General features: G+C 67.9%; 25 protein-coding genes and 1 pseudogene. 3 read left to right on the forward strand and 23 right to left on the reverse strand.

The features are described from left to right. Positions 1 to 68 precede the first annotated feature (68 nt). From VXM69_RS10485 to VXM69_RS10565, 17 genes are all read right to left on the reverse strand, one after another. Positions 69 to 581, reverse strand: coding sequence for a DUF4274 domain-containing protein (locus VXM69_RS10485; RefSeq protein ID WP_367188557.1), 513 nt, complete (start codon positions 579 to 581; stop codon positions 69 to 71). A 75-nt stretch (positions 582 to 656) separates the two neighbouring features. After that, the gene (locus VXM69_RS10490; RefSeq protein WP_367188558.1) at positions 657 to 1,070 is read right to left on the reverse strand and encodes a PPC domain-containing DNA-binding protein; all 414 of its coding nucleotides are present in this window, start codon (positions 1,068 to 1,070) and stop codon (positions 657 to 659) included. Between the two features lie 76 nt (positions 1,071 to 1,146). Then, a complete protein-coding gene (locus tag VXM69_RS10495) occupies positions 1,147 to 1,698 on the reverse strand; it encodes a GNAT family N-acetyltransferase (RefSeq protein WP_049032715.1) in 552 nt (183 codons plus the stop codon). Positions 1,699 to 1,871: 173 nt separating this feature from the next. Continuing rightward, positions 1,872 to 3,272, reverse strand: coding sequence for an MFS transporter (locus VXM69_RS10500; protein WP_034189888.1), 1,401 nt, complete (start codon positions 3,270 to 3,272; stop codon positions 1,872 to 1,874). 27 nt (positions 3,273 to 3,299) lie between these two features. Next, entirely contained in the window at positions 3,300 to 4,544 is a 1,245-nt protein-coding gene (locus VXM69_RS10505; protein ID WP_034189889.1) for an FAD-dependent oxidoreductase, read from the reverse strand. Beyond that, a complete protein-coding gene (locus tag VXM69_RS10510; protein WP_034189890.1) occupies positions 4,541 to 5,503 on the reverse strand; it encodes a VOC family protein in 963 nt (320 codons plus the stop codon). The genes VXM69_RS10505 and VXM69_RS10510 overlap by 4 nt, the downstream gene beginning before the upstream one ends. Before the next feature lie 18 nt (positions 5,504 to 5,521). Next, a complete protein-coding gene (locus VXM69_RS10515; RefSeq protein WP_034189891.1) occupies positions 5,522 to 7,012 on the reverse strand; it encodes an aldehyde dehydrogenase in 1,491 nt (496 codons plus the stop codon). Positions 7,013 to 7,084: 72 nt separating this feature from the next. Further along, positions 7,085 to 7,900 carry an aspartate dehydrogenase gene (locus tag VXM69_RS10520; RefSeq protein WP_034189892.1) on the reverse strand — a complete coding sequence of 272 codons (816 nt, stop codon included), beginning with the start codon at positions 7,898 to 7,900 and terminating at the stop codon, positions 7,085 to 7,087. Further along, a complete protein-coding gene (locus VXM69_RS10525; RefSeq protein ID WP_049030515.1) occupies positions 7,893 to 9,560 on the reverse strand; it encodes a thiamine pyrophosphate-binding protein in 1,668 nt (555 codons plus the stop codon). The genes VXM69_RS10520 and VXM69_RS10525 overlap by 8 nt, the downstream gene beginning before the upstream one ends. Continuing rightward, positions 9,553 to 10,350: an SDR family oxidoreductase gene (locus VXM69_RS10530; RefSeq protein ID WP_049030514.1), complete on the reverse strand. Its 798-nt coding sequence runs from the start codon at positions 10,348 to 10,350 to the stop codon at positions 9,553 to 9,555. Before VXM69_RS10530 ends, VXM69_RS10525 begins: the two co-directional genes overlap by 8 nt. Further along, positions 10,347 to 11,204 carry an IclR family transcriptional regulator gene (locus tag VXM69_RS10535; protein WP_034189895.1) on the reverse strand — a complete coding sequence of 286 codons (858 nt, stop codon included), beginning with the start codon at positions 11,202 to 11,204 and terminating at the stop codon, positions 10,347 to 10,349. Before VXM69_RS10535 ends, VXM69_RS10530 begins: the two co-directional genes overlap by 4 nt. Beyond that, positions 11,201 to 12,097, reverse strand: a complete 897-nt coding sequence (locus VXM69_RS10540) for an alpha/beta fold hydrolase (RefSeq protein WP_034189896.1) — start codon at positions 12,095 to 12,097, stop codon at positions 11,201 to 11,203. The genes VXM69_RS10535 and VXM69_RS10540 overlap by 4 nt, the downstream gene beginning before the upstream one ends. 18 nt (positions 12,098 to 12,115) lie before the next feature. Then, positions 12,116 to 12,643 (reverse strand): cupin domain-containing protein, encoded by a 528-nt coding sequence (locus VXM69_RS10545; RefSeq protein ID WP_034189947.1) that lies wholly within the window; start codon positions 12,641 to 12,643, stop codon positions 12,116 to 12,118. 29 nt (positions 12,644 to 12,672) lie between these two features. Further along, the gene (locus VXM69_RS10550) at positions 12,673 to 13,443 is read right to left on the reverse strand and encodes an SDR family oxidoreductase (protein ID WP_034189897.1); all 771 of its coding nucleotides are present in this window, start codon (positions 13,441 to 13,443) and stop codon (positions 12,673 to 12,675) included. After that, on the reverse strand, positions 13,436 to 14,506 hold the full coding sequence (locus tag VXM69_RS10555) for an aromatic ring-hydroxylating dioxygenase subunit alpha (RefSeq protein ID WP_034189898.1): 1,071 nt from the start codon (positions 14,504 to 14,506) through the stop codon (positions 13,436 to 13,438). The genes VXM69_RS10550 and VXM69_RS10555 overlap by 8 nt, the downstream gene beginning before the upstream one ends. Before the next feature lie 54 nt (positions 14,507 to 14,560). Then, positions 14,561 to 14,872, reverse strand: a complete 312-nt coding sequence (locus tag VXM69_RS10560) for a recombinase-like helix-turn-helix domain-containing protein (RefSeq protein ID WP_034189899.1) — start codon at positions 14,870 to 14,872, stop codon at positions 14,561 to 14,563. Position 14,873: 1 nt separating this feature from the next. Then, a complete protein-coding gene (locus VXM69_RS10565; protein WP_006489883.1) occupies positions 14,874 to 15,191 on the reverse strand; it encodes a non-heme iron oxygenase ferredoxin subunit in 318 nt (105 codons plus the stop codon). A gap of 446 nt (positions 15,192 to 15,637) precedes the next feature. Here VXM69_RS10565 and VXM69_RS10570 point away from each other — a divergent pair, with 446 nt between their 5' ends. Further along, positions 15,638 to 16,717, forward strand: coding sequence for a porin (locus VXM69_RS10570; RefSeq protein WP_034189900.1), 1,080 nt, complete (start codon positions 15,638 to 15,640; stop codon positions 16,715 to 16,717). A 101-nt stretch (positions 16,718 to 16,818) separates the two neighbouring features. On the opposite strand, the gene VXM69_RS10575 is transcribed toward VXM69_RS10570, so the two are convergent. From VXM69_RS10575 to VXM69_RS10595, 5 genes are all read right to left on the reverse strand, one after another. Next, positions 16,819 to 17,712: an IclR family transcriptional regulator gene (locus VXM69_RS10575; protein WP_367188559.1), complete on the reverse strand. Its 894-nt coding sequence runs from the start codon at positions 17,710 to 17,712 to the stop codon at positions 16,819 to 16,821. Positions 17,713 to 17,981: 269 nt separating this feature from the next. Further along, positions 17,982 to 18,461, reverse strand: coding sequence for a type 6 secretion system effector deamidase TecA (tecA, locus tag VXM69_RS10580; RefSeq protein WP_049035372.1), 480 nt, complete (start codon positions 18,459 to 18,461; stop codon positions 17,982 to 17,984). Positions 18,462 to 18,560: 99 nt separating this feature from the next. Next, positions 18,561 to 18,746: a hypothetical protein gene (locus VXM69_RS10585; protein ID WP_059557587.1), complete on the reverse strand. Its 186-nt coding sequence runs from the start codon at positions 18,744 to 18,746 to the stop codon at positions 18,561 to 18,563. Positions 18,747 to 18,881: 135 nt separating this feature from the next. Next, positions 18,882 to 19,088: a hypothetical protein gene (locus tag VXM69_RS10590; protein WP_034189904.1), complete on the reverse strand. Its 207-nt coding sequence runs from the start codon at positions 19,086 to 19,088 to the stop codon at positions 18,882 to 18,884. Between the two features lie 303 nt (positions 19,089 to 19,391). Continuing rightward, positions 19,392 to 19,988: an alpha-ketoglutarate-dependent dioxygenase AlkB gene (locus VXM69_RS10595; RefSeq protein ID WP_034189905.1), complete on the reverse strand. Its 597-nt coding sequence runs from the start codon at positions 19,986 to 19,988 to the stop codon at positions 19,392 to 19,394. 237 nt (positions 19,989 to 20,225) lie between these two features. Here VXM69_RS10595 and VXM69_RS10600 point away from each other — a divergent pair, with 237 nt between their 5' ends. Continuing rightward, positions 20,226 to 20,813, forward strand: a complete 588-nt coding sequence (locus VXM69_RS10600; RefSeq protein ID WP_069706392.1) for a malonic semialdehyde reductase — start codon at positions 20,226 to 20,228, stop codon at positions 20,811 to 20,813. Between the two features lie 49 nt (positions 20,814 to 20,862). On the opposite strand, the gene VXM69_RS10605 is transcribed toward VXM69_RS10600, so the two are convergent. Further along, the gene (locus VXM69_RS10605; protein WP_200088587.1) at positions 20,863 to 22,008 is read right to left on the reverse strand and encodes a metallophosphoesterase; all 1,146 of its coding nucleotides are present in this window, start codon (positions 22,006 to 22,008) and stop codon (positions 20,863 to 20,865) included. Between the two features lie 233 nt (positions 22,009 to 22,241). Here VXM69_RS10605 and VXM69_RS10610 point away from each other — a divergent pair. Further along, a pseudogene (locus VXM69_RS10610) lies at positions 22,242 to 22,850 on the forward strand (LysR substrate-binding domain-containing protein); the annotation flags it as partial. Positions 22,851 to 22,908: the final 58 nt, after the last annotated feature.

Here is a 22,908-nt window from a genome sequence, read left to right on the forward strand (position 1 = left end):
AAGGCGCCGCGGGCCGAATGGCTGCGGCGCCTTTTTTTGTGCGCCGGCGACCGGGCGCGAATGCCCGGTCAGTCGTACAGCGCGTGCAACTGCTCGACCACGTCGAACGGCAAACCCTCGTCATACCCGTCCGCTTCTTCGAGATCAACGTACTCGCGGCCGTCAGTCGGCTGCAGCATCAGCGCCGGCACGGGCCGCGCGACCGGGACGTCCGGATAATCGTTCGGCCCCGCGCCATCGAAGTCGTACGGATCGAACCAGATTCCGTGATCGGCGTAATAGCCGTCGGCGTACCGTTGCTCGATTTCACGAAGCAGCCGGAACGTATCGCGTTGATACGACGCGTGGCCCAGATCGCTTTCGTTCGCGTACTGCACGAACCACGCAGCGCCGAGATTCCAGTAGATCAGCAACGCGGTCGCGCGATCGACGTTGCGGTTGTCCAGCAGCCAGCGCAACGCGCGGCGGTTGCCGTCGTAATTGGAGCGTGCGGCGAACCGGTGCCACTGCTCGGGCGTCGCGCCTTCGAGCCAGGCCCGGACGAGGTCCCACGCCTTCTGTTCGATGTCGGAGTCGTTCATGAATCGTATCTTGCGGAATGAGCGGTAACGAGAAGGGCTCGAATGATCGGCCATGCCAGCGCCGCGGCGCGACACTCATGCGGCGCCGCCACCCTGCCCTCGCCGGATGACCAGTTCGTTGAAGCCGGTGCCCGCGTCGAGCTCGCGCGAGAACCGGTGCGCGGGCAGCAGCACGAGCAGAATCTCGGCCGTCGTGCGCACCACGCAGCCGCTCGACACATGGCCGCCGGACACGCGACCATGCGCGTCGGAAACGGACATGTGCAGGTGCGCGCCGTCAGGCGACACCGAGCCGGCCAGCGTCAGGATTTCGAGGTCGCCGCGCAGTTCGGTCGGCGCGTCGACACCGGCGAGGCGCAGTTGCGCGACGCTCAGGCTGCCGACGCCCTGGATGACGAAGGCGGCGTGCGATTCGCGCTGGCGTAATGCCGTCTCGATGGCGCCGCGCAGATCGTCGCCGGGGGACAGACGCAGGGGATGGGCTTGCATGGACGAGAACCCGCTGGTGGACCGTGGTATCGACAAAGCGTACGTTCGTCTCGCGAATCGGGCAAGTCACACCGGCTCACCCGCGCCGATCGCTCGCCAGCAACCCGTACAACGCGCTGTCCGACACTTCGTCGCCGACGATCCAGCGTTCGCGCAGCAGCCCTTCCCGCGCGAAGCCGAGGCTTTCGAGCAGCCGCGCCGACGCGACGTTGCGCGGATCGATATCGGCCTCGATCCGGTTCAGCTTCAGCACGCCGAACGCATGCTCGATCACGGCCGTCGCCGCTTCGCGCATGTATCCGCCGCGCCAGAACCTGGGCCGCAGGCTGAAACCGATCTCGGCGCGCCGGCATTGCTCGTGCGCATGGAACAGCACGCATTCGCCAAGCGCCTCGCCGGTTTCGCGCAGTTCGAGCACGCAGATCAGGTCCTGCCCGCTCGCGGACGTCGTCAGGTTGCGCGCGACGCGCTCCGCGGCCTGCTCGATCCGCGTCATCGGCGAGAACGAGAAATAGCGCATCGCTTCGGCATCCGACCAGATCTCGAAGAACGCCTGCGCGTCGGCTTCGCGAGGCGGCCTCAGGACGAGGCGGGAGGTATCCAGCGTGACGGGTTCGAACAGGGGCATGGCAATGGTCTGACGAAATGGCGACCGTGAATTAGAACACGCCAGCCGTCCGTCAACAATTGCGCACCCGAGCGGCCAACCACGCGACACGACCGGGTCGCCCCGAAACAAGAAGGCCCGGGAAACCTCACCCGGGCCCTTCCGTTCACTTCATCCGCCATCGCGGCATGCGCTCACGCCTCCAGCGCCTCCAGCACCTTCCCCTTCGTCTCGATCCCGACGAAATGCACGGTCACCGCCGCGATCAGCGGCACGATGCCGATCAGGTAGAACGCGGGCGCGAGGTTCCCGCCGATGATCGCGTGCGGCACGACCATCGGCGCGACGAACGACGCGATCTTCAGCCATGCGCTGCCGAGCCCGCAGCCCGACGCGCGGATGCTCGTCGGATATTGCTCCGGCGTGTAGACGTACGCGGTGATGAACCCCGACGCCATCAACCCGAGCGACAGCGAGCAGAAGATCGCGACGACGTACACCGACGACGCGTGATAGACACCCGCGAGCGCCAGCGACAGCGCGCACAGCACGAACGACCACACGATCACCGGCTTGCGGCCGAGCTTGTCGACCAGCAGCGCGGAGGCCAGCGAGCCGAGCACGCCCATCACCGAGCCGATCACCGCGAGATTCAGCGCGAGCTGCAGCGGTGCGTGATAGAAGTTCTTGTAGATCGTCGGCAGCCACGTCGACAGCCCGTACTGGATGAACCCGCAGGTCGCCCACAACGTCGCCACCGCGAGCGTGCGCTTGCGATACGCGGCGCGGAACAGGTCGCTCATCCTGCGTTTCGGATGCTGGCGCACCATCTCGTCGAACGCGGCCGTCTGCGTGACGGGCGGCAGATCGCCGCGCACCGACGCTTCGAACGCGCTCGTCGCGCGCCCGGCTTCCGCGAGCCGCCCGCGCGACGCGAGCCAGCGCGGCGATTCCGGCACGAGGCGCGTCAGCACGAGCGCCAGGATCAGCGGCAACCCGCCGACGAAGTACATGATTTCCCAGCCGAAGCGCGGCACGAGCCACGCACCGAGCGCCATCGACACGAGCAGCCCGATCGGGAACACGATCTCGTACAGCAGCACGAAACGGCCGCGGCCATGGGCGCGCGTGATCTCGTTGATGTACGTCGCGGCGACCGGCAGCTCGCCGCCGAGCCCGAGCCCCTGCAGGATCCGCAGCAGCACGAACACCTCGAAGGTCGGCGCGAAGCCGCACGCGATGCTCGTGATGCCGATCACGGCCGAGCTCCACGCGATCGCCTTCACGCGACCGTGTTTTTCCGCGAGCGCGGGAAACAGGAACGCGCCGATCAGCTGGCCGATCGCGCCGGACGCGATCAGCATGCCGATCTGCGTCGGCGACAGCCCCCATTTGTGAATCAGCAACGGCAGCGTCGCCGCGATCGTGATCACGTCGAAGCCGTCGAAGAACGTCGCGGTGCCGATCAGCACGCGCGCGCGGATCTGCATCGCGTTGGCCGGAAGCCGCTCGAGCCGCGCGATGATCGCGCCGGGCGTGGAGGCGGCAGCTTCCATCGTGGCGCGACCGGCCACGACGTTGTCGAAAGTGCTCATGCGGGGGATCTCCTGGTCTTTCGCCGGTCAGGCAAGCGCTTGGGTTGTGTCTGCCAGGGCTTCCGTATCCACGGCCCGGCCCTGGTTCATCCACTTGCGCGCGAGCTTCAGCTCACGTGCGTTGTTCACGGCGATGACACCTCTCACCTGCCCATCGCCCACGAAAAACAGCGTCGCACGGCGCGCGGCGAGCTCGCCGCGCACGACGAGCTGCGCATCGGCCGGCAGATCGCCGAGAATCTGCAGGTTCACGTCGTACTGATCGGACCAGAACCACGGAATCTCCGCGTACGGCGCGCGCACGCCGAGCACGGCCTTCGCCGCCGCGATCGCCTGGTTCTGCGCGTTGGCCCACGATTCGAGCCGCACGCGCCGCTTCAGCCAGCCGTTGTGATGGTTCGCGACGTCGCCGCACGCGAAAATCGCCGGGTCGCTGGTCGCGCCGAATTCGTCGACGACGATGCCGTCGTCGACCGCCAGCCCCGCATCGCTCGCGAGCGACGCGTTCAGCGCGAGGCCGATGCCGGCCACCGCGAAATCGGCGTCGATCGTCGTGCCGTCGGCGAGCGTCGCGCGTACCTTCGATGCGTCGTCCGGCTGCGGGTCGAGCGACGCGAGCGCCGCGCCCGTGCGCACGTCGACCCCGTTCGAGCGATGCAGGTCGAGCAGGAAATCCGACACGATCTGCGGCACCGAGCGGCCGCACAGCCGCGGCGCGCCTTCGACCACGACGGCGTCGACGCCGAGCTTGCGCGCGGTCGCCGCGACTTCGAGGCCGATCCAGCCGCCGCCGATCACGAGCACGCGCCGGCTCGCACGCAGCTTCTCGCCGAGCGCGGCCGCTTCGTCGAGCGTGCGCAGGTAATGCAGATTCGGCGTCCTGACGATCGAATCGGGCAGGCGGCGCGACGTGCCGCCGGTCGCGATCACGAGCCGGTCGTATTCGATCTCGCGCCCGCTCGCGGTCGTCACCACGCGTCGCGCACGGTCGATCGAGGCCGCGCGTTCCGGCTGCCACGCCTCGACGTTCAACGCGTCGAATTCGTCGGGACGCACGACGCGCACGGTCTCGATGTCGGCGTCGCCGGCCAGCACGGCCTTGGACAGCGGCGGACGCTCGTACGGCAGGTGCGGCTCGTCGGCGATCATCACGAGACGGCCCGCGTAGCCTTGCGCGCGCAGCGTCTTCAGCACCCAGCCGGCGGCCTGGCCGCCACCGATCACGACGACCGTGCCCGGCGCGGGCTGCGCGGACGTATTCGCTTCGGTCATGATTTGCGCTCCGTCATGAACTTGCCTTCCGGCGCCTGCGCGTGCTTCTGCCGGCGCGTGTTGCCGTCGAGGCCGCCGTCGACGGCCCATTCGGCGAACACGGTCGGGCCCGGCTCGAATTCGCGCGGCTGCCATTCGGGCGTCAGCATGTCTTCGTCCGCGTAGTACTCGATCAGACCGCCGGCGGGGTTCTGGAAGTACCAGAAGTACGCGGACGACACGGGGTGCCGCCCCGGACCGAGTTGCGTTTCCCAGCCGCAGCGGTCGATGTGCATGCCGCCGCCGAACACTTCATGGATGTCGCGCACGGTGAACGCGACGTGGTTCAGGCCACGCTTGCCCGTCGGCAGCGCGAGCAGGAACAGGTCGTGGTGGCCGCCGTGCGGCGCGCAGCGCATGAACGCGCCGCGGCCCGGGTAGCGGTCCGACGTCTCGAAGCCGAGCAGTTCGTGATAGAACTTTTCCTGCGCGTCGAGGCAGTTCGTGAAGAACACGACATGCCCGACCTCGACCGGCTCCGCGCGTGCATAGATCGGGCTCGGCTGGTCGACGCGCAGCGTCCGGCCCCACACGTTCGACGGCGAGCCCGTGATGTCGAGGGCGCGCTTGCGCGTGACTTCGATGCGGATCGCCATGCCGTTCGGGTCGATACAGCCGACCGCATCGTCCTGCGCGTAATAGCCGGGCTGGCCGGCGAGTGTCGTGCGCAGCGCGTCGAGTTCGCCCTGCGTCGCGACGCCCCACGTGACTTCCCGCAGCGTCGGACCCGCCTCGAATGCCGGCGGCAGCGCCGGATCGTCGGCCTTGACGGCCAGCACGGTGCAGCCGTTCAGCGTCTCGAAACGCGCACGCGTGTCGTCGTACGCGATTTCCTTCAGCCCCCAGTCGGCGAAAAAGCGCCGGCAGGTCGCGAGATCGTCGACGCCGTACGTGATCTGCTCGATTCCCAAAATGCTCATTGCGTCATTCCCCTTCGCTCAGTTCGCCCACGGCAGCGGCGCGTCGTTCAAGCCCCAGTAGAGGCTCTTCTGCTGCATGTACTCGCGGATGCCGAGACGCCCTTTCTCGCGCCCCATTCCGCTCTCCTTCCAGCCCGAGAACGGCGTGGAAATCGAAAACAGCTTGTACGTGTTGATCCATACGGTGCCCGTTTCGAGCGCGCGCGCGATGCGCCAGGCGCGCTTGTAGTCGCGCGTCCAGATGCCGGCCGCGAGGCCGAACACGCTGTCGTTCGCCTGCGCGATCAGCGACGCTTCGTCGTCGAACGGCATCGCGACGAGCACGGGCCCGAAGATTTCTTCCTGGCAGATGCGTGCACTGTTCGGCAAGCCTTCGAGAATCGTCGGCTGATAGAAGAAGCCGTTCTCGCGCCCGTCGCCCGACGGCCGCTCGCCGCCGCACAGCAGGCGGCCGCCTTCCTCGAGACCGAGCGCGACGTAGCGCTCCACCGATTCGCGATGCTTCGCGGTGATCAGCGGCCCCATCTGCGTGTCGGGCCGCGTCGGGTCGCCCACGCGCAGCTTGCGGGCGCCGGCCACCAGGCGCTTCATGAATTCGTCGGCCACCGCGCGCTGCACGAACAGCCGCGAACCGGCGATGCACGCTTCGCCCGACGAGCTGAAGATGCCGTACAGTACGCCGTTGACCGCGTGATCGAGATCGGCGTCGTCGCAGACGATCGTCGGCGACTTGCCGCCGAGTTCGAGCGACACCGGCATCAGCTTCTCGGCCGCGAGGCGCGCGATGCCGCGGCCCACTTCGGTGCCGCCCGTGAACGACACCTTCTTCACCAGCGGATGGCGCACGAGCACGTCGCCGATCACCGAGCCCTTGCCCGGCAGCACGCTCAGCACGCCCTTCGGCACGCCGGCTTCCTCGCAGATGCGCGCCAGCGCGAGCGACACGAGCGGCGTGACTTCGGCCGGCTTGAGCACGACCGCGTTGCCGCCGGCGAGCGCCGGCGCGAGCTTCTGCGCATCGGACGCGATCGGCGAATTCCACGGCGTGATGGCCGCGATCACGCCGATCGGCTCGTACACGCTCATCGTCAGGTAATCGCCGCGCGACGGCGTCAGTTCCTCGTCGAGCGTCTCGAGGCACGCCGCGAAATAGCGGAACGTGTTCGCCGCACTCGCCACCAGCACGCGCGTCTCGCCGATCGGCTTGCCGTTGTCGCGGCGCTGCAGATTCGCGAGCGCCTCGTGGCGCTGCATGATCAGGTCGGCAATGCGGTACAGCACCTGCGCGCGCTGGTGCGGCTTCAGCCCGGCCCAGTCGGCGCGACGCCAGGCGGCGTCGGCGGCCTCGACGGCTTCGGCCGCGTCTTCCGCGTTCGCCGTCGACACTTCCATGTTCAGCGACTGGTCGGCCGGATAAATGCTCGCGTAGGGCGCGCCACGGCCGCGCCGCCACTCGCCGCCCACCAGGATGGTGCCGTCGGGTACGAGGCTGGTATCGAAAGGAGTCATGTCACAAGTCCCACAATTCTGTGTCTGCGCGTCCGCCCTCGCCGTGGCGCGGGCGGACGGTCCAAGGCCCGGTCAGATCACGCAGCGGGCCGCGCGGTTGCGCAGCGCGCGGATCGCGCTGTACGCCGTCAGCGCGGACGTCTTCGGGTTGTCGGGCAGCGGCTTGCCGCTCATTTCGAGCGACATCTCGCCGAACGCGCCGCGCGCGGTGATGCGGTGCACGTTGCGCTCGACCGCCGGATCGGCGATCAGCCGCACGTGCGTCGCGTCGAGGCCGAGGCCCGCGAGCGCCACGGTTGCCGCGACGTTCGCGTTCTTCGGATACAGCCGCGCGGCGTCGCGCGCGGTGCCTTCGAAGATCACCTTTTCCCCGGTCATCGCATGCAGGTCGCACAAGGCCTCGGCCGGCGTACCGAGCCAGCCGAGCGGCGGCTTGCGGCCGACGTACAGCACTTCGTCGAGGCCGCCCTGCTTCGCGGACGCCAGCGCGTCGATGCCGCCGATCGCGCCCGACAGCAGCGTCACCGTCGTGCCGCCTTCGTCGGCCGCTCGCGACAGCAGGTCGAGCAGCGCGAGATCGGACAGCGCGCCGATCGAGGCGACCGCGCAGTCGGTGCCGGCCTTCAGCAGCGGCACGACGTGATCGACGAGTGCGCCGTGGCCCGCGCATTCGAGCGCGAACTCGGGGCGGCGGGCCAGTGCGTCGACCGACGACACGACCTCCACCGCACCGCCGAGCACGCGCTGTACCTCCGCGCGCTGGTGTTCCGGCACGATCACGTGCGCGACGCGCAGCGACGCATCGTGCTCGACCGCGCGGTACACGGCCGCGCCGATCGCGCCGAAGCCGATCATCGCGACGTCGACGGGTGCGTGCGCGTTACGCATACTGGCGCTCCGTCGGCGCTTCCTTCTTCACCGGCGGGCCCGCGAACTGCGACGCGAACGTGCCGACCGACAGCATGTCGACTTCGACCATCACCGGCCCTTCCTTCGCCAGCCCTTCGCGCACGATCGCCTCGGCGTCGTCGAGCGACGTGATCCGGTAGTGCGTGAGGCCGAAGCTCGCGCAGAACTGCGCGAAATCGGGCTGGTGCAACTGCACGAAGCAGCGGCGGCCGCCGTAGTGCGCGTCCTGGATGTTGCGGATCACGCCGTAGCACTGGTCGTTCATCAGCACGATCATCACGTTCGCGTTTTCCTGCACGGCCGTCACGAGTTCGCCGACGTTGACCATCAGGCCGCCGTCGCCGACGAGGCAGACCGTCTTCGCCGCGGCGCCCGCGAGCGCCGCGCCGATGCCCATCTGGATGCCCTGGCCGATGCCGCCGCCGAGCGCATGCACGCCCGAGCGCGGCTCGAAGATCTTCAGCAGGCGGTTGCCCCACGTGCTGTTCGAGATCGTCACGTCGCGCACCCAGTTGTAGTCGCGGCCGACCGCGCCCTGCAGCGTGTCGACGAGCTTCTTGTACGGCCCGAGGCCCTTCGACACGTCGGCCACCGCCTGTTCGCGGGCCGCCGCGAGATCGGCCGCGAATTGCGGATCGACCGACAGGCGGCCTTCGAGGCGATCGGCCAGTTCGGCCAGCACGCGCTTCGAATCGCCGTGCACGAACAGTTCGTTGCGGTAGCCGCGGTTGTCGGCGAGCGCATCGGCGTCGACGCGGAACAGCGGCTGCGGCAGCGCGAGCTTGTACTTCAGCGTCTCGTTGCCGCGCAGGCGCGAGCCGACGACGACGAGCGCGTCGCAGGTCTTGTAGAACGCCTCGACGGACGCGTGCACGTTGAACGCGCCGAGCGTCGCCGGATGATCCTCGGGCAGCACGCCGCGGCCCTGCACGCTCGTCACGACGCCGAAGCCGAGCTTCACGAGGCGTTCGACTTCCTCACGTGCGTGGCGCGCACCGCCGCCGAGCCACAGCAGCGGGCGGCGCTTCGCCGCGAGTGCGTCGGCGAGCTTCGCGACGCGCGCGGTGTCATGCTCGCGCACCGTGACGTGCGCCGGTGCGAGGTCTTCCGGCCATTCGATTTCGGCTGCCTGAATGTCGATCGGAATCTCGACCGACACGGGGCCCGTCGGCGCCGTTTGCGCGATGCGCACGGCTTCGCGGATCGTCGGCAGCACGGTTTCGACGGTGCGCACGCGGAACGCGGCCTTCGAGATCGAGTCGAGCATCGACAACTGGTCGGGCGCTTCGTGGATGTACGCCAGATCCTGGTCGAGGTAAGGCGTCTCGATCTGTCCCGTCACGTGCAGCAGCGCGGTGCCGGCCGTCAGCGCCTCGACCATCGCGCCGGCCGCATTGCCGGCCGCGGTGCCGGTGCTCGTGAACGCGACGCCGAGGCCGCCCGACACGCGGGCCAGCCCGTCGGCCATGTTCAATGCGCCCGCTTCGCCGCGCGCGCCGACATACCGGATGTTGCCGCGCGAGTTGATCGCGTCGAGGATCGGCATGTTGTGGATCGAGATGACACCGAATGCGGTTTTCACGCCGCACTGCTCGAGAAAGGCGGCAATCAGCTCGCCAACCGTGGTTTTTTTAGACATGGCGTGCAAAGCCTCCAGAAACGTCGATATGGCTGCCCGTCGTGTACGACGACAGATGCGTTGCGAGATAAAAGAGTGCCCAGGCGGCCTCGTCAGGCTTGCCGAAGCGGTTCAGCGGAATGTTCTTCTTGCGGGCGAGCGCGCCCGTCCAGTCGTCCCAGCTTTCGCCGGGCTGCGCCTGCGTGTCGTAGCGACGGCGCCACTGCCCCGACTCGACGATGCCGATCAGGATCGAGTTCACGCGGATGCGCTGCGGCGCCAGTTCGGTCGCGAGCGACTTCACGAGGCTCAGCACGCCCGCGCGCGCCGACGACGTCGCGACCATGTGCGGCTCCGGCTGCAGCGCGAGCAGCGAGTTCACGCACGTGATCGTCGGCGCCTGCGCGTCGCGCAGCAGCGGCAGGAACGCGCGCGTCGGGCGGATGATGCTGAAGTACTTCAGCTCGAGTTCTTCGCGCCATGCGTCGTCGGTCGTATCGGCGAAGGTCGACACGCGACCCTGGCCGGCGTTGTTGACCAGCATGTCGGCACGGCCGAAGCGCGCCGATACCGCCTGCGCGAATGCGGCCACGTCGGCTTCGTCGAGCACGTTGCAGCGCGCGGCGAGCAGTTGCGCGCCCGGGTATTTCCCGCCGAGCATCGCTTCGGCGCGCGCCAGGCGGTCGCCGTCGCGGCCGCAGATTGCAACCGACGCGCCCGCTTGCAGGAACCGTTCGGCCGTCGCGAGGCCGATGCCGGACGAACCGCCCGTCACCACCGCGACCTGCCCGGTCAGATCGATCTGAATCATCGGAGTCCTAAAGCCTTCAGAAACGTGTGCTCGTCATCCGAGCGGTAATTGAGCCGCCGCGACAATTCCGCCGCCGCGCGCTGCACCTTGTCGATCAGCCCGTCCGCGATCAGCGCCGCGTCAATCTCCGGACGCGGCACCGTCACCGTGATGCACGCGACGATCTTCTGCGTCTCGTTGCGCACCGGCGCCGTGACCACCGAGATGCCGCGCTCGAACGACGAATTGCTGACGCCGTAGCCGCGCAGCGCATCCTCGCGGATCACGTCGTACAGGGCGTCGACCGTTTCCGGCGTCGCGCTCGTCATCCGGGTCAGCGCGCCTTCCGGATACAGCGCGTGCAGTTCCTTCAGCGACAGGTCGCCCATCAGCACGTGGCCGTGGGTCGTCGCATGCGCGGGCAGGCGCGTGCCGACGTTCACGCGAATCGAGCTGAACACCGGCGACTGGCTCTGCGCCTTTGCGACGAACACCACGTCGCGGCCGTCGCGGATCACGATGTGCGTCGTGAAGCCGGTCGCATCGCGCAGGCTTTCGATCACCGGCAGGCCGAGATCGGTCAGCTCCAGCGAGCTCAGGTATTCGAAGCCGAGCCGCAACACGGCGATGCCGAGCTTGTAGTTGCGATCCTTGTCCGCACGCTCGAGAAAGCCGAGCGATTCGAGCGTCTGCAGCAGACGGAACACCGTCGTGCGCGGAATGCCGAGCCGCTTCGACAGTTCGGGCGCGCCGAGCACCGGCTCGCGCGGCGAGAATTCGGCCAGAATCCGCAGCCCGCGTTCGAGGCCCGGCACCACATAGTTCGCGTCGGCCTTCGCGTGTTCGGATGCCGGTCGTTGCAGCGGTTCGCTCATGCCAGCCCCCGCTGTGGGTCGCATTGACGGCAGAAACCGTCGATCAAGGCGGAATAAACGGCCGGCGCTTCCACGTAGCCGGCGTGGCCTGCTTGCGGAATCACCTGCAGCGCGACGTGCGCGGCCGCGGCGATCCGCTCGCACGCGGCGGGCGGCGTGATCGCGTCGTGCGCGCCGACGGCCACGGCCGTGCGGCCGCGAAAGCCGGCGAGATCGGTCGCGAGATCGGCATTCGCGAGCAGGTGCGTGGCCTGCGCGTAGCCGGCCGGCACGATGCGCGCCATGTTCCAGCGCACCCACGCCTTCGCTTCCTCGTTCGCGAAACCGGACAGCATGTTGCCGCTGCGCTGCTCGGCGAGCCCGGCCGGGCCGAGCGCCGCGAGCATCGCGAGCCGCGCGTCGCGGCGCGCGTCGCGCGTATCGGCCGGCGCGCTGCCGTAACCGCCCGCGGGCGATACCAGCAGCAGGCCGGCGATCCGCGCAGGCACCGCGCGGGCGAGACCGCCCGCGACGATCGCGCCGAGCGAATGACCGACCAGCACGCAGCGTTCGATGCCGAGTGCCTCGAGCCACGCGTTCAGCGATGCCGCGTAATCGGCGGCATCCGGCGACGCGCCGTGCACGGGCGTCGACACGCCGTAACCGGGCGCATCCCATGCGAGCACGCGCCGCGACGCGCCGAGCGTGTCGAGCTGGCGAACCCACGATGCGGCGCCCGAGCCGATCCCGTGCAGCAGCACGACGGGCAGCGCGCGGCCCGCATGCTGCGCGCCGGCCTCGCGGTAACCGATCGTGCCCGCCGCGCCGGCCGCGCAACGCTGCTCGGGAAACTGCCCGAGCAGCGCGGCGAACGCCGCGGTGCGGTCGCGTTCACGTTTGTCGATGACACTCATTGCTTCACCGGCTCCGTCTCAACGCTTGATCTTCGCGAGCGGCGAATCGGGCGGATACGTCGGCGTGATCGGCTTCGGTGACCCGAGCATCACGCACATCAGCGCATCTTCCTCGCCAACGTTGATTTCCGTGCGATACACGCCCGGCGGCACCGAGATCAGGTCGCGCTCGCCGAGGATCGCTTCCCATGTCTCGCCGTCGCGCTCGCAGATGACCTTCATCTTGCCGCGCAGCACGAAGAAGATTTCCTCGACGTCGGTGTGGATGTGGCTCGGGCCGATGTTGCCGGCCGGAATGACCATCGTCGAGAACGTGAAGCCGCCGGCCGGCACCGTGTTGACGTCCTTCGCGACGCCCGTGCCGCCCGTGCCGACGTAGCGCATCTGCGCGCGGCGGTACTTCGGGTCGTAGTCGGCCTGGAACTTCAGCGCGTCCCAGTCGTAGCGCCGCGTCGCGTAACGCGCGACACGCCCTTCCATCCAGTCGTTGAAGCTTGCGCCTTCCGGCTGGTCCCACGACTTGCGTTCGAGATCGGCGTCCGCCATCGTCCACTCCTTCATTCAGTGTGAAAACATCAATTCATTACGAAGCCGCCGTTCACCGGCAGCAATTGACCCGTCACGAAGCGCGCGCCGTCCGACAGCAGGAACAGCACGGGGCCCGTCACGTCGTCGGGCACCTGCGCGCGCGTCAGCGCACGGCCCTGCAGGTAGAACGCGTGACGCTCGGCCGGCACGTAGGCGGTCGCCTCGACTTCGGTGAGCCCAGGCGCAATCGCGTTGACCGTCACGCCGTGCGCACCGAACTCGCGTGCCTGCGCATGCGTCATCGCGATCACCGCGCCCTTGCTCGCGACGTACGCGAGCAGCTTCGGCGCGCCCCACAGCGCGGTGTCCGATGCGAGGTTCACGATCGCGCCGCGGCCCGACTGCGCGAGGTGCGGCAGCGCTGCATTGCTGACGAGCCACACGCCGCGCACGTTCACGTTCATCACGGCGTCCCACGTCGACACGTCGAGCTCCGTCGACAGCTTGCCGCCCGAGTTCGTGATCGCCGCGTTGTTGATCAGCGCATCGATGCCGCCGAGCGCCGCGGCACCTTGCGCGACGAACGCGTCGATGCTCGCCGGATCGGCCAGGTCGAGCGCGAGGAAATGCGCGGCGTGGCCCGCTTGCGCGAGTTCCGCGGCCAGCGCGCGGCCCTCTTCGACGAGCACGTCGCCGAACGCGACCTGCGCGCCCGCGGCGGCGAGCGCCCTCACGAACGCCGCACCGAGACCGCGTGCGCCGCCCGTGACGAGCACGCGGCGCCCCGGCAGCGGCACGACCGGAGCGAGCTCAGCCATTCGCGGGCTCCGAAGCGGCGTGTGCCGCGCGATGCGCATCGAGTGCGGACAGGTGTTCCTGCGCACGCTGGCGCAGCATCCGGCGCACGCGCGTGATGCCGACGTCGTGCTGGTACAGGTATTCGTGATCGCGCGCGTGCGGCGCGAGGCTTTCGAGGACGTAGCGGTCCTGCTCGAGCACGTCCCAGTGCAGGCCCTCGAGACGGTTGCGGTACATGAAGCGCCACACGTCGCGCTGCCAGCCGCCGACCTTGCGCGTCCGCCAGAAATAGACCTGGCAGTTGTCGCCGTCGACCGGCGTCGCGAAGCCGATGATCCCGAAGTTGCCGCCCGGGCCGAACTTCTGCTTGTACGGAATCGCGAGGCGCATCCACAGGCAACCCGTTTCGCCGAGCTCGACCCAGTCGAAGTTCACGTCGCGCTGGCCGGTCTTCTCGAACATCAGGCCCGTTTCCGTCTTGCGCACGCGCATGTCGGCCTGCTTGTCGCCTTCGGCCATCGAGTGCGACGTCGCGTGCAGGTACGCGCCGTGCATCGGGTCCATCACGTTGTCGATCGCGTACTGGTAATTGCACTTCCAGTTCGACACGCACAGGAAATGGGCGTACTCGTCGGCGACCAGTTCCTCGGGCAGGTTCAGCGGCGCCGGCTCGCCGTGCGCTTCGTCGCCGAACCACAGGAAGATCGCGCCGGCCTTCTCTTCCACCGGGTACGACTTCACGCACTTCGTGCCTTCGAGCGGACAGTTCGATACGGCCGGCACGCGGTTGACGGTGCCGCCGCCGTCGACTTCGATGCCGTGATACCAGCACGCGATGCTGCCGCCGAGGTTCCAGCCGAGCGACAGGCGCGCGCCGCGGTGCGGGCAGCGATCCTCGAGCGCGTGGACCTTGCCGTCGTGATCGCGCCACAGCACGATCTGCTCGGACAGGCGCGTGAGGCCGACGGGTGCATTCGACACCTGCCAGCTGGGTGCAACGGGATACCAGTAGTTCTTGATGCCGCGGTCGAGATAGTCACGGACCGGGTCGTGTTGGACTGCGTGTTGTACGGGGGACGTCATCAGTGTGCTCCGGATGCGGTTGTCGTCGGGTCGGCGTTCACGCGCGCGGCGCGCTCATTCCGCCAGCGCGGCCATTTCGGCGCGGAAACGTTCGGCGGTCCACGCAGTGCCGTCCGGTGCGCGGAAGCCGATGCGGTTCAGGCCCGCGACGACGTCGTCCAGCTCGGTCGCACCGGCTTCGAACACGCGCTCGAGCGCATCGCCGAGATCGTTCTCGTACTGCGTCGGCGCGGCCTTACGGTTCTGCCAAACCTGGTTCTCGACCTGGCCGGGGATCTCGATCTGCCCCTTGCCCGCGACGTTGTTCGGCTGCGGCGCCACCCACGGCTTCAGGAAGGGATTGAAGTTGACGGTCGCTTCTTTCATGTCATTCCACCTTGATCTGGATTTCCTCGCCGGCGAGGCGCACCGCGTACTGCTTCAGCGCGCGCCCGCCCGGACCCTTCAGGCATTCGCCCGTCTTGATGTCGAACACGGCCTCGTGCAGCGGGCATTCGACCGTGCCTTCGTCGACGAACCCCTGCGTCAGCAGCGCGTACGCATGCGGGCACACGTTTTCGAGCGCATACACGTCGTCGCCGACGCGATAGATCCCGATTTCGACGCCGTCGGTCCGCTTGAACTCGATCGGCGTGTCTTCCGACAGCGCGCCGGCGTGACCGGCGCAAATCCATTGCTCTGACATCTCGCACCCTTCCTTCTGATCGACTCTCGGTTTGTTCCGATTTGTTCCATATCAGGAACATCAGTTTATGGATGGTGATTATAGGAGCGACCTTCCGTGAGTAAAATAAAAAGCTGCATGTCCTAGGGAAAACACTGACCGTGCGATCGACGATCACCTTCGATCACCTTGTCAAATGTAATTTTTTGTTGTGTGACGGGCATTTATCGTCATTTTCGGGGCATCACGCACCGATGCCGGGCATCGTCGGAAAACCCTTCCGGCCCGAAAAATTTATTTTTGATACGGTGCTTGACGACTCTATACTCCATTCCATCAGAGGCACACTGTTCCTTATATGGAACATAAAAATGCCCACCAAATGGCGAACCCCTGTGCGACGGCCGGCCGTCCCCGCACATGCCGCCATGGCACGTTTTCATCAGGTTGGAGATTCAGGAGATCAAATGGTCAAGCATGCGGTAGCAGCAGCAGTGGTCGGATTGGGCGCCGCGTCGGGCGCGTGGGCGCAGAGCAGCGTGACGCTGTACGGCAGCCTGGATGCGGGCGTCGCATACGTGAACAACGTCGGCGGCCATGCAAAGTGGGCGATGATCCAGGGCAACACCCAGCCCGACCGGTGGGGCCTGAAGGGCAAGGAAGATCTCGGCGGCGGCCTGTCGGCGATCTTTCAGCTCGAAAACGGCTTCTATACGAACAACGGCCAGTTCGCGACCGCGAACACGATCTGGAACCGCGCGGCATTCGTCGGCCTGAGCTCCGACCGCTACGGCACGCTGACGCTCGGCCGCCAGACGCCGCTGTCGTTCGACTATCTCGATCCGCTCAGCACGGCCTACCTCGCGTTGAGCTGGTACGCGTTCCACCCGGGCAACATCGACGGGCTCGCCGCGACCGGCAACGTGCCGTACAACAACGCGGTCAAGTACCGCTCGCCGACCTTCGCGGGCTTCTCGGCCGCGGCCACGCTGGCGCTCGGCAACACGACGAACTTCTCGACCGGCAAGTCGGTCGGCGTCGCGCTGAACTATGCGAACGGACCGTTCAAGGCGTCGGCCGTGTACTCGAACGAGCACGACCGCTCGATCCTGATCAGCCAGACCGGCATTACGTCGTTCCAGGGGCAGAACACCGCGAACGGCTATCTCGCGAACAAGGTCGAGAACATCGGCGCGGGCGCGTCCTACCAGTTCGGCGATTTCCTCGTGCATGGCCTCTACACGCGCACGAAGATGCAGTCGAACGGCTATTCGGATACGTTCCAGAGCTACGACGCGGGCGTGAACTACCGCAGCAGCGCGTTCAACACGATCGCGGGCGGCGCGGCGACCACGACGCTGGCCGGCCGCCGCTGGACGCAGGTCGAGCTTGGCGACATCTACGCGCTGTCGAAGCGCACGCAGCTCTATGCGAACGTGCTCTACGAACACGGGTCGGGCGGCGCGAAGGCCGCGTTCTTCACGGCCGGCGTGTCGAGCACCGCGAACCAGGTGATCGTCCTGACCGGGATCCATCACTCGTTCTGAGCGGTGCCGGGCGTCCGGCGCCTGAAACGAAAAGAGCGGCCCGCGGGCCGCTCTTTCTTCTGTGCGCGGCCGCGTGCGGCGGCCTGCCCGAAGCGTCGATGTCAGAACATCGCGACCTTGTGGCGCGCGTGCGCGAACGTCGGATCGCTTTCGAGCGGACGATAGTTCAGCCGCTGCGACAGGTCGACCGCCGCGCCGCACACGGCTTCGACGAGCCGTTCCTTCTCGCCGGCCTCGCCGATCTCCGAACGCGGCACCGTCGCGGTGATCGCCGCGACGATCGAGCCCGACTGATCGCGCACGGGCGCGGTCACCGCCGAAATGCCGCTCTCGAACGCCGCCTCGCTGACCGCGTAGCCGAGCCGCGCGTAGTGGCGCACGCGTTCGTACAGCTCGTCGACGCTGCCCGGCGTGCGCTCGGTGAACTGCTCGAGTTTTTTCTCCGGATAGAGCTGACGCAACGCGTCGCGCGTGAGGTCGCCCATCAGCACGTGGCCGTGCACGGTGGCGTGCGCGGGCAAGCGCGTGCCGACGTGTACCTTCACCGAACCGAACATCGACGTATTGCTCTGCGCCTTCGCGACGAACACGACGTCGCGCTGGTCGCGGATCAGCAGATGCGTCGACAGGCCGGTCGCATCGCGCAGCCGTTCGAGCACGGGCGTGCCGAGATCGGTCAATTCAAGCGAGTTCAGGTATTCGAAACCGAGCCGCAGCACGCCGACGCCAAGCCGGAAATAACGGTCGCCGTTCACGCGCTCGAGGAAGCCGAGCGCCTCGAGCGTCTGCAGCAGGCGGAACGTGGTCGTGCGCGGAATGCCGATGCGCTTCGACAGTTCCGGCGCGCCGAGCACGGGCTCGCGCGCGGAGAATTCGGCCAGGATCCGCAGCCCGCGTTCGAGCCCCGGCACCAGGTAGGACGACGCGCCGCCGGACGATTCGTCGTCGCCGAGCGTCGCCGGATCGGGTGCGCCGCTCATCGTTGTCTTGACCATGTGGACATGGACGAAAGGAAATCAGTCACGAAACAGGTCATGGATCATCGTGGATATTCAGTCATGCTACCTCAGCGCGCGCGCCGGATCGCACCGGCACGCACGCCGCGACGCAACATGCGCATCCACACCGCGATGCGGTGTCATTCAAGGTCGAGAGGATAGCAGCGTTGGACGGCGCGACGCCATGCGGGAATCGCCGAACGGCGGGCAGCCGGCCGCACCGCCGAGGTGCGGCCGCCCGTGTCCGGCGTGGCGCGCCGGATCGCCTACAGGCGCGACAGGTAGACGCGAATGTTCGCGCGGTCGTAGGTGAAGCCGCCGGCCGGATCCGGCTCCAGCACCCGCGCGAGATCGACCGCATACATCCAGCCGCTGCCCAGCAGGCCGCCGTTGATCGCGCGGATCCGGCTGCCGCCGACGGCGATCGCCGCATGAAACACGTTGCCGTTTCTGGAGAAGCCGACCGCGGTGCCCGCCGGAATGCTCGCGCGTCCGTCCCATTGATCGCCGGTCTCGAAGTTGAACCGAGACTTCCACAGCTGGCCGATCGTGTCGAGCAGCGCACCGGGCGCGATCAGCGCGTCGGCACGCAGCAGATACCGGACATAGGCCGCGGCGTCGTAGCAGACGCCGCCGGACACGTACTCGTTGATGTTGGCCATCCCGAACATCAGCGCCTGCGCGTGTTTTTGCCTTTCGCCGAGGCCGGATTGGGCGACATGCCCGCCTAGCTGGGTCAGTTGCATGGATAGCTCCTTGTGAGGAAAACGGACGCCGTCGTCCCGCCGGCGCGATAACCTCATATCTTATTACGATATCCGCCGGCGCCGACCCTGCTCCCGGTGTCACGGCGTGCGCGCCGCCGCCAACGTGTCGGGATTCGGCGCGAGCCGCGGGCGCACCCGCAATGGCTGCGGCATGTCGGGCCGCGGCTCCGCCAGCGGGCCGGTCATGAGCAGTTGCCGCAGCGTCGCATCGGCACCGGGATCGCCGAGCGACACGAACTCGACGCGCGTGACGACGTCCCGCATGCGGTGTCGCGCGATGCGCGCCGCGCGGCGGACAAAAAGCTGAAAACGGAAAGGAATCGGGCAAGCACCGCCCGGCAGCGGGCGGCGAAAGGGGGACGGCGAGAGGCGATCCTCGGGCGGACCGCCGCGACGGCGTCAGGCCGTCACGGCTGCGTCATATTCGGCGCGGGCAAGCTGGCCGGCGGCGTACGCCTCGGCCTCGCCGCGAAAGCCTTCCTGGCTGAACGCAACGACTTTCACACCGACGCCGGTCGCCCGCTTCACCGTCAGCGCCCATTGCCATCCGCCGTCTTGCTCGAAGACGTGCAGCGAGGGTTCGAAGGAAGGGTCGAGTACGGTCACGCGTTTTGCTCCTGCCCCTTGCGCGCCGCATAGGCCACACTCGAGGCATGTCGAAAGGGTCGCGCCGGTGTGCCGACGCGCTTCTGCCATTCGACAGTCTAGTCAATAATTGTTGCGACGCACCATCAGAGGTTTCACTCATCTATCGGAACCGGCCGGTCGATCGAAACTGACTGAAACCCATACGGCACGGGCTTCCGCACCGCGCCGGGCGATGCGGCATCGCATTCGTGCGGCAACGTGCCGCACACGCGAACGATTGCTTGCGTCGGCCATTCGTGGATCGCATAAACGGGGCGCGACCTATCCGGCGGACATCACGCGCCGAAAAGTCAGGTTGACGCGCTCGCCCTGCACACCCGGCGCCTTCGGCACGCGGTGCTGCCATTCCGCCTGCGTGCGCCCGCGCATCACGAGCAGGCTGCCGTGCACGAGGCGATACGCATGCGTGATGCCGGTCGCGCGGTGGCGCAGATCGAACACGCGCATCGCCCCGAGGCTCACCGATGCGATCACCGGTTCATCCCCGAGCGCCGGCTCGTTGTCCGCATGCCAGCCGAGGCCGTCCAGCCCGTTCCGATAGCGATTGAGCAGCACGCTGTTGAAGCGCGTACCGCACGTCGCCTCGACCGCCTGCTTCAGGTCGAGCACGGCCGGCGTCCACGGCGCGGGCACGTTGCGGATCCCCGAGTACACGTAGACGGCATCCGGCTCGCCCTGCCACGCGGTCAGCCTCGGCAACGGAATGCGGCCGCGCGGCGTGCGGATCGTGTCCTGCCGCCAGGCGACCTCGCCGATCAGCGCGGCCAGCGCGCGATCGGCATCGGGTTGCGCGAGCCAGTCGGGATACCAGTCCACGTCGGGCACGGGCGTGTCAGCGAAGAAATCGGGGGTCGACATGTCGGAAGGAACGGGCGAGAAACGGAACGAACGAGGCCTGTCTGCATACTAGCCAACGGCGCCCCGCCCCGCCATGCGCTGTCATTCGCCGATGAAAGGAAGCGGCCGCGTGCCGCGATGCGCATTCGCGCATCACGCTATCATCGCGGCGTGTCGCGGCACGCCCCGCCGAGGGGCGCCGCTTTTCTCCGCCATGCCGGCCGGCGCGACCCGGCCGCATTCTTCCCGGATCCCATCATGACGACGCTCTCCGATTCCGCCCTCGATCAACTGTTTCGCTCCGCCCGCACGCACAACGCGTGGCAGGACAAACCCGTCGACGACGCGCTGCTGCACCGCCTGATCGACCTGACGAAATTCGGCCCGACGTCGGCGAACTCGAGCCCCGCGCGCTTCGTGTTCGTCAAGTCGCCCGAAGCGAAGGCGCGCCTGAAACCCGCGCTGTCCGAAGGCAACCTCGCGAAGACGATGGCCGCGCCCGTCACCGTGATCGTCGGGATGGACTACGCGTTCCACGAGCACCTGCCGCGCCTGTTCCCGCACGCCGACGCACGCAGCTGGTTTGCCGGCAACGATGCGCTGATCGAGGCCACCACGTTCCGCAACGCGTCGCTGCAAGGCGCGTACCTGATCCTGGCCGCACGCGCGCTCGGCCTCGACGCGGGCCCGATGTCGGGCTTCGACGGCGCGAAGGTCGATGCCGAATTCTTCGCGGGCACCGCGATCAAGAGCAACTTCCTCGTGAATCTCGGCTACGGCGATCCGGCCGGCCTGTTCCCGCGCAGCCCGCGCTTCGATTTCGACGACATCGCACGCATCGAATAACGGTTGCGAGCGCGGGCCCGTTCACGCCGATAACGGGCTTGCGCCGGCCTCAACCACGCGTCAAGCGGATCAGCGCGATCTCGGACGGCACGCCGAAGCGGTTCGGCGGCCCCCAGTATCCGGTGCCGCGGCTCGTATAAAGCCACATGTCGCCGAAGCGGTTCAGCCCGCCGATCACCGGCTGCTGCATCCGTACGAACGGCGGCCACGGCAGGAACTGGCCGCCGTGCGTATGGCCCGACAGCTGCACGGTGTAACCCGCGCGATTCGCCGCTTCCGCGCTGCGCGGCTGATGCGCGAGCAGGATCTTCGTGCCGACGTCGCGCGGTGCACCCGCCAGCGCCTGCTCGGGGTCGCTGCGATGCGCGGGATCGAACCCGCCGGCCGTGAAATCGGTCACGCCCGCGAGCACCGCGCGCGCGCCGTCATGCTCGATCAGTACGTGCTCGTTCAGCAGCACCGTCAGCCCGATGCGGCGGAATTCGTCGATCCACTCATGCGCGCCCGCGTAATACTCATGGTTGCCGGTCACGAGGAAGCTGCCGTGCCGCGACCGCATCTGGCCGAGCGGCGCCGTGTGGTCGCGCAGGCGCTTGACCGAACCGTCCACCACGTCGCCGGTCACGACCACCAGGTCGGCGTCGAGCGCATTGACCGCACGCACGATCCGTTCGATGTACGGCCGCTTGATCGTCGGCCCGACGTGAATGTCGGACAGCTGGACGATCGTCAACCCGTCGAGCGCCGCCGGCAGCCCCGCCACCGGAATCGACACGCGCTTGACCGCCGCCGTGCGGCGCGCGCCGACGAACCCGATCGCGGTAACGAGCACCGCGGCCGCCAGCACGCCGAGCGCCGTGTCGGTCGCGGCGCCGCGCCACGCGCCGTCGTGCCCGAGATACCGCCACGCGACCACGCCGAGCAGCACGAATTCGCGCAGCAACGTCAGCACCAGCAGCGACGAAAAAAAACCCATCACGAGCGCGCCGGCCCAGCCGACCAGCGTCGCCGCCCAGCCTTCGTCGAAGCGGCGCGAGAACATGCCGACCGGAATCAGCACGACGAAACTCGCCAGCACGAGCGCCGCGATCGCGCGCGCGACCGGCGACGCGAATGCATCGGGAATGATCCGCATCCCGACGTACAGATGGAACAGCACGCCGATTGCAATGAACCGGACAAAGAAACTTCGCATGGAACACTCACCTTCGTTGCGATACCGCTTCCGCGACGCGCGGCACGGGGCTGTCCCGTACCGCACGTCGCGCCATACGCACGATGGTACACAGATCCCGCCCGTGACGACCGGTCGCGGCCGCGGGTGGAGGGCCGCGCGGCTTCACGCGACGGTCGGCCGTCCTCGCGCCGTGCTGTCCGTGCGCTGTAGCGCGTCGACCTCGAGCGCTTCACGCCCATCGCGGAGGCGGCCTGCCGGTGCCGGCAGCCAGCATGCGCATCGAGAATCTCGAAGAGCAGATCGTGACGAGCCCGCTGAGCCGCACGAGCCAGGGCGTCACGCCGACCGCGCCCGGCGAGGCGCTGCTTGCGCATGCACGCCGCGTGCCGCGCGACTATCTCGTCAACTACCCCGACGTGACGATCGACACGCACGAGCGGCCGAGCCCCCACCTCGTGCGCGCGGTGCAGGAAGGCGTGGCCGACATCGGCATCGTCGCGGACGACGTGCGCACCGACGGGCTGCAAGCGATACCGTATCGGCGCGCCCGCCTCGCGCTCGCGGCCACGCCCGGCCGGCAGGACCGGCCGGATTCGCGTACGGCCAGGCAGCAATCGATCGTTTCCACCGTCATTGCCCTGCATCGGCATGGCAAAAGCGCCTCCCTTCTTTCATCTGACGATCCTTTACAGTCCGTTAGCAACCCTACGCGAGCGTGCACTGGCAGAATCGCGGCGGGCCAGCCGTCGTTGCGGAAACGCGCGGCCGGACGGACCGGCACGACCGTCGGCGCGTCCGCGAGCGCGCACCGCCCGTGCCGTGCACGCGCGCCGGATGGCTGGCGATCCGCATCGCGCTGATTTATGATCGGCTCCGTACCCTGGAATCGTCGTCGCGGCGACGATCCGCATTGCGCCG

This window comes from Burkholderia sp. Ed8 (assembly GCF_040761425.1).
GTDB lineage: Bacteria > Pseudomonadota > Gammaproteobacteria > Burkholderiales > Burkholderiaceae > Burkholderia > Burkholderia seminalis.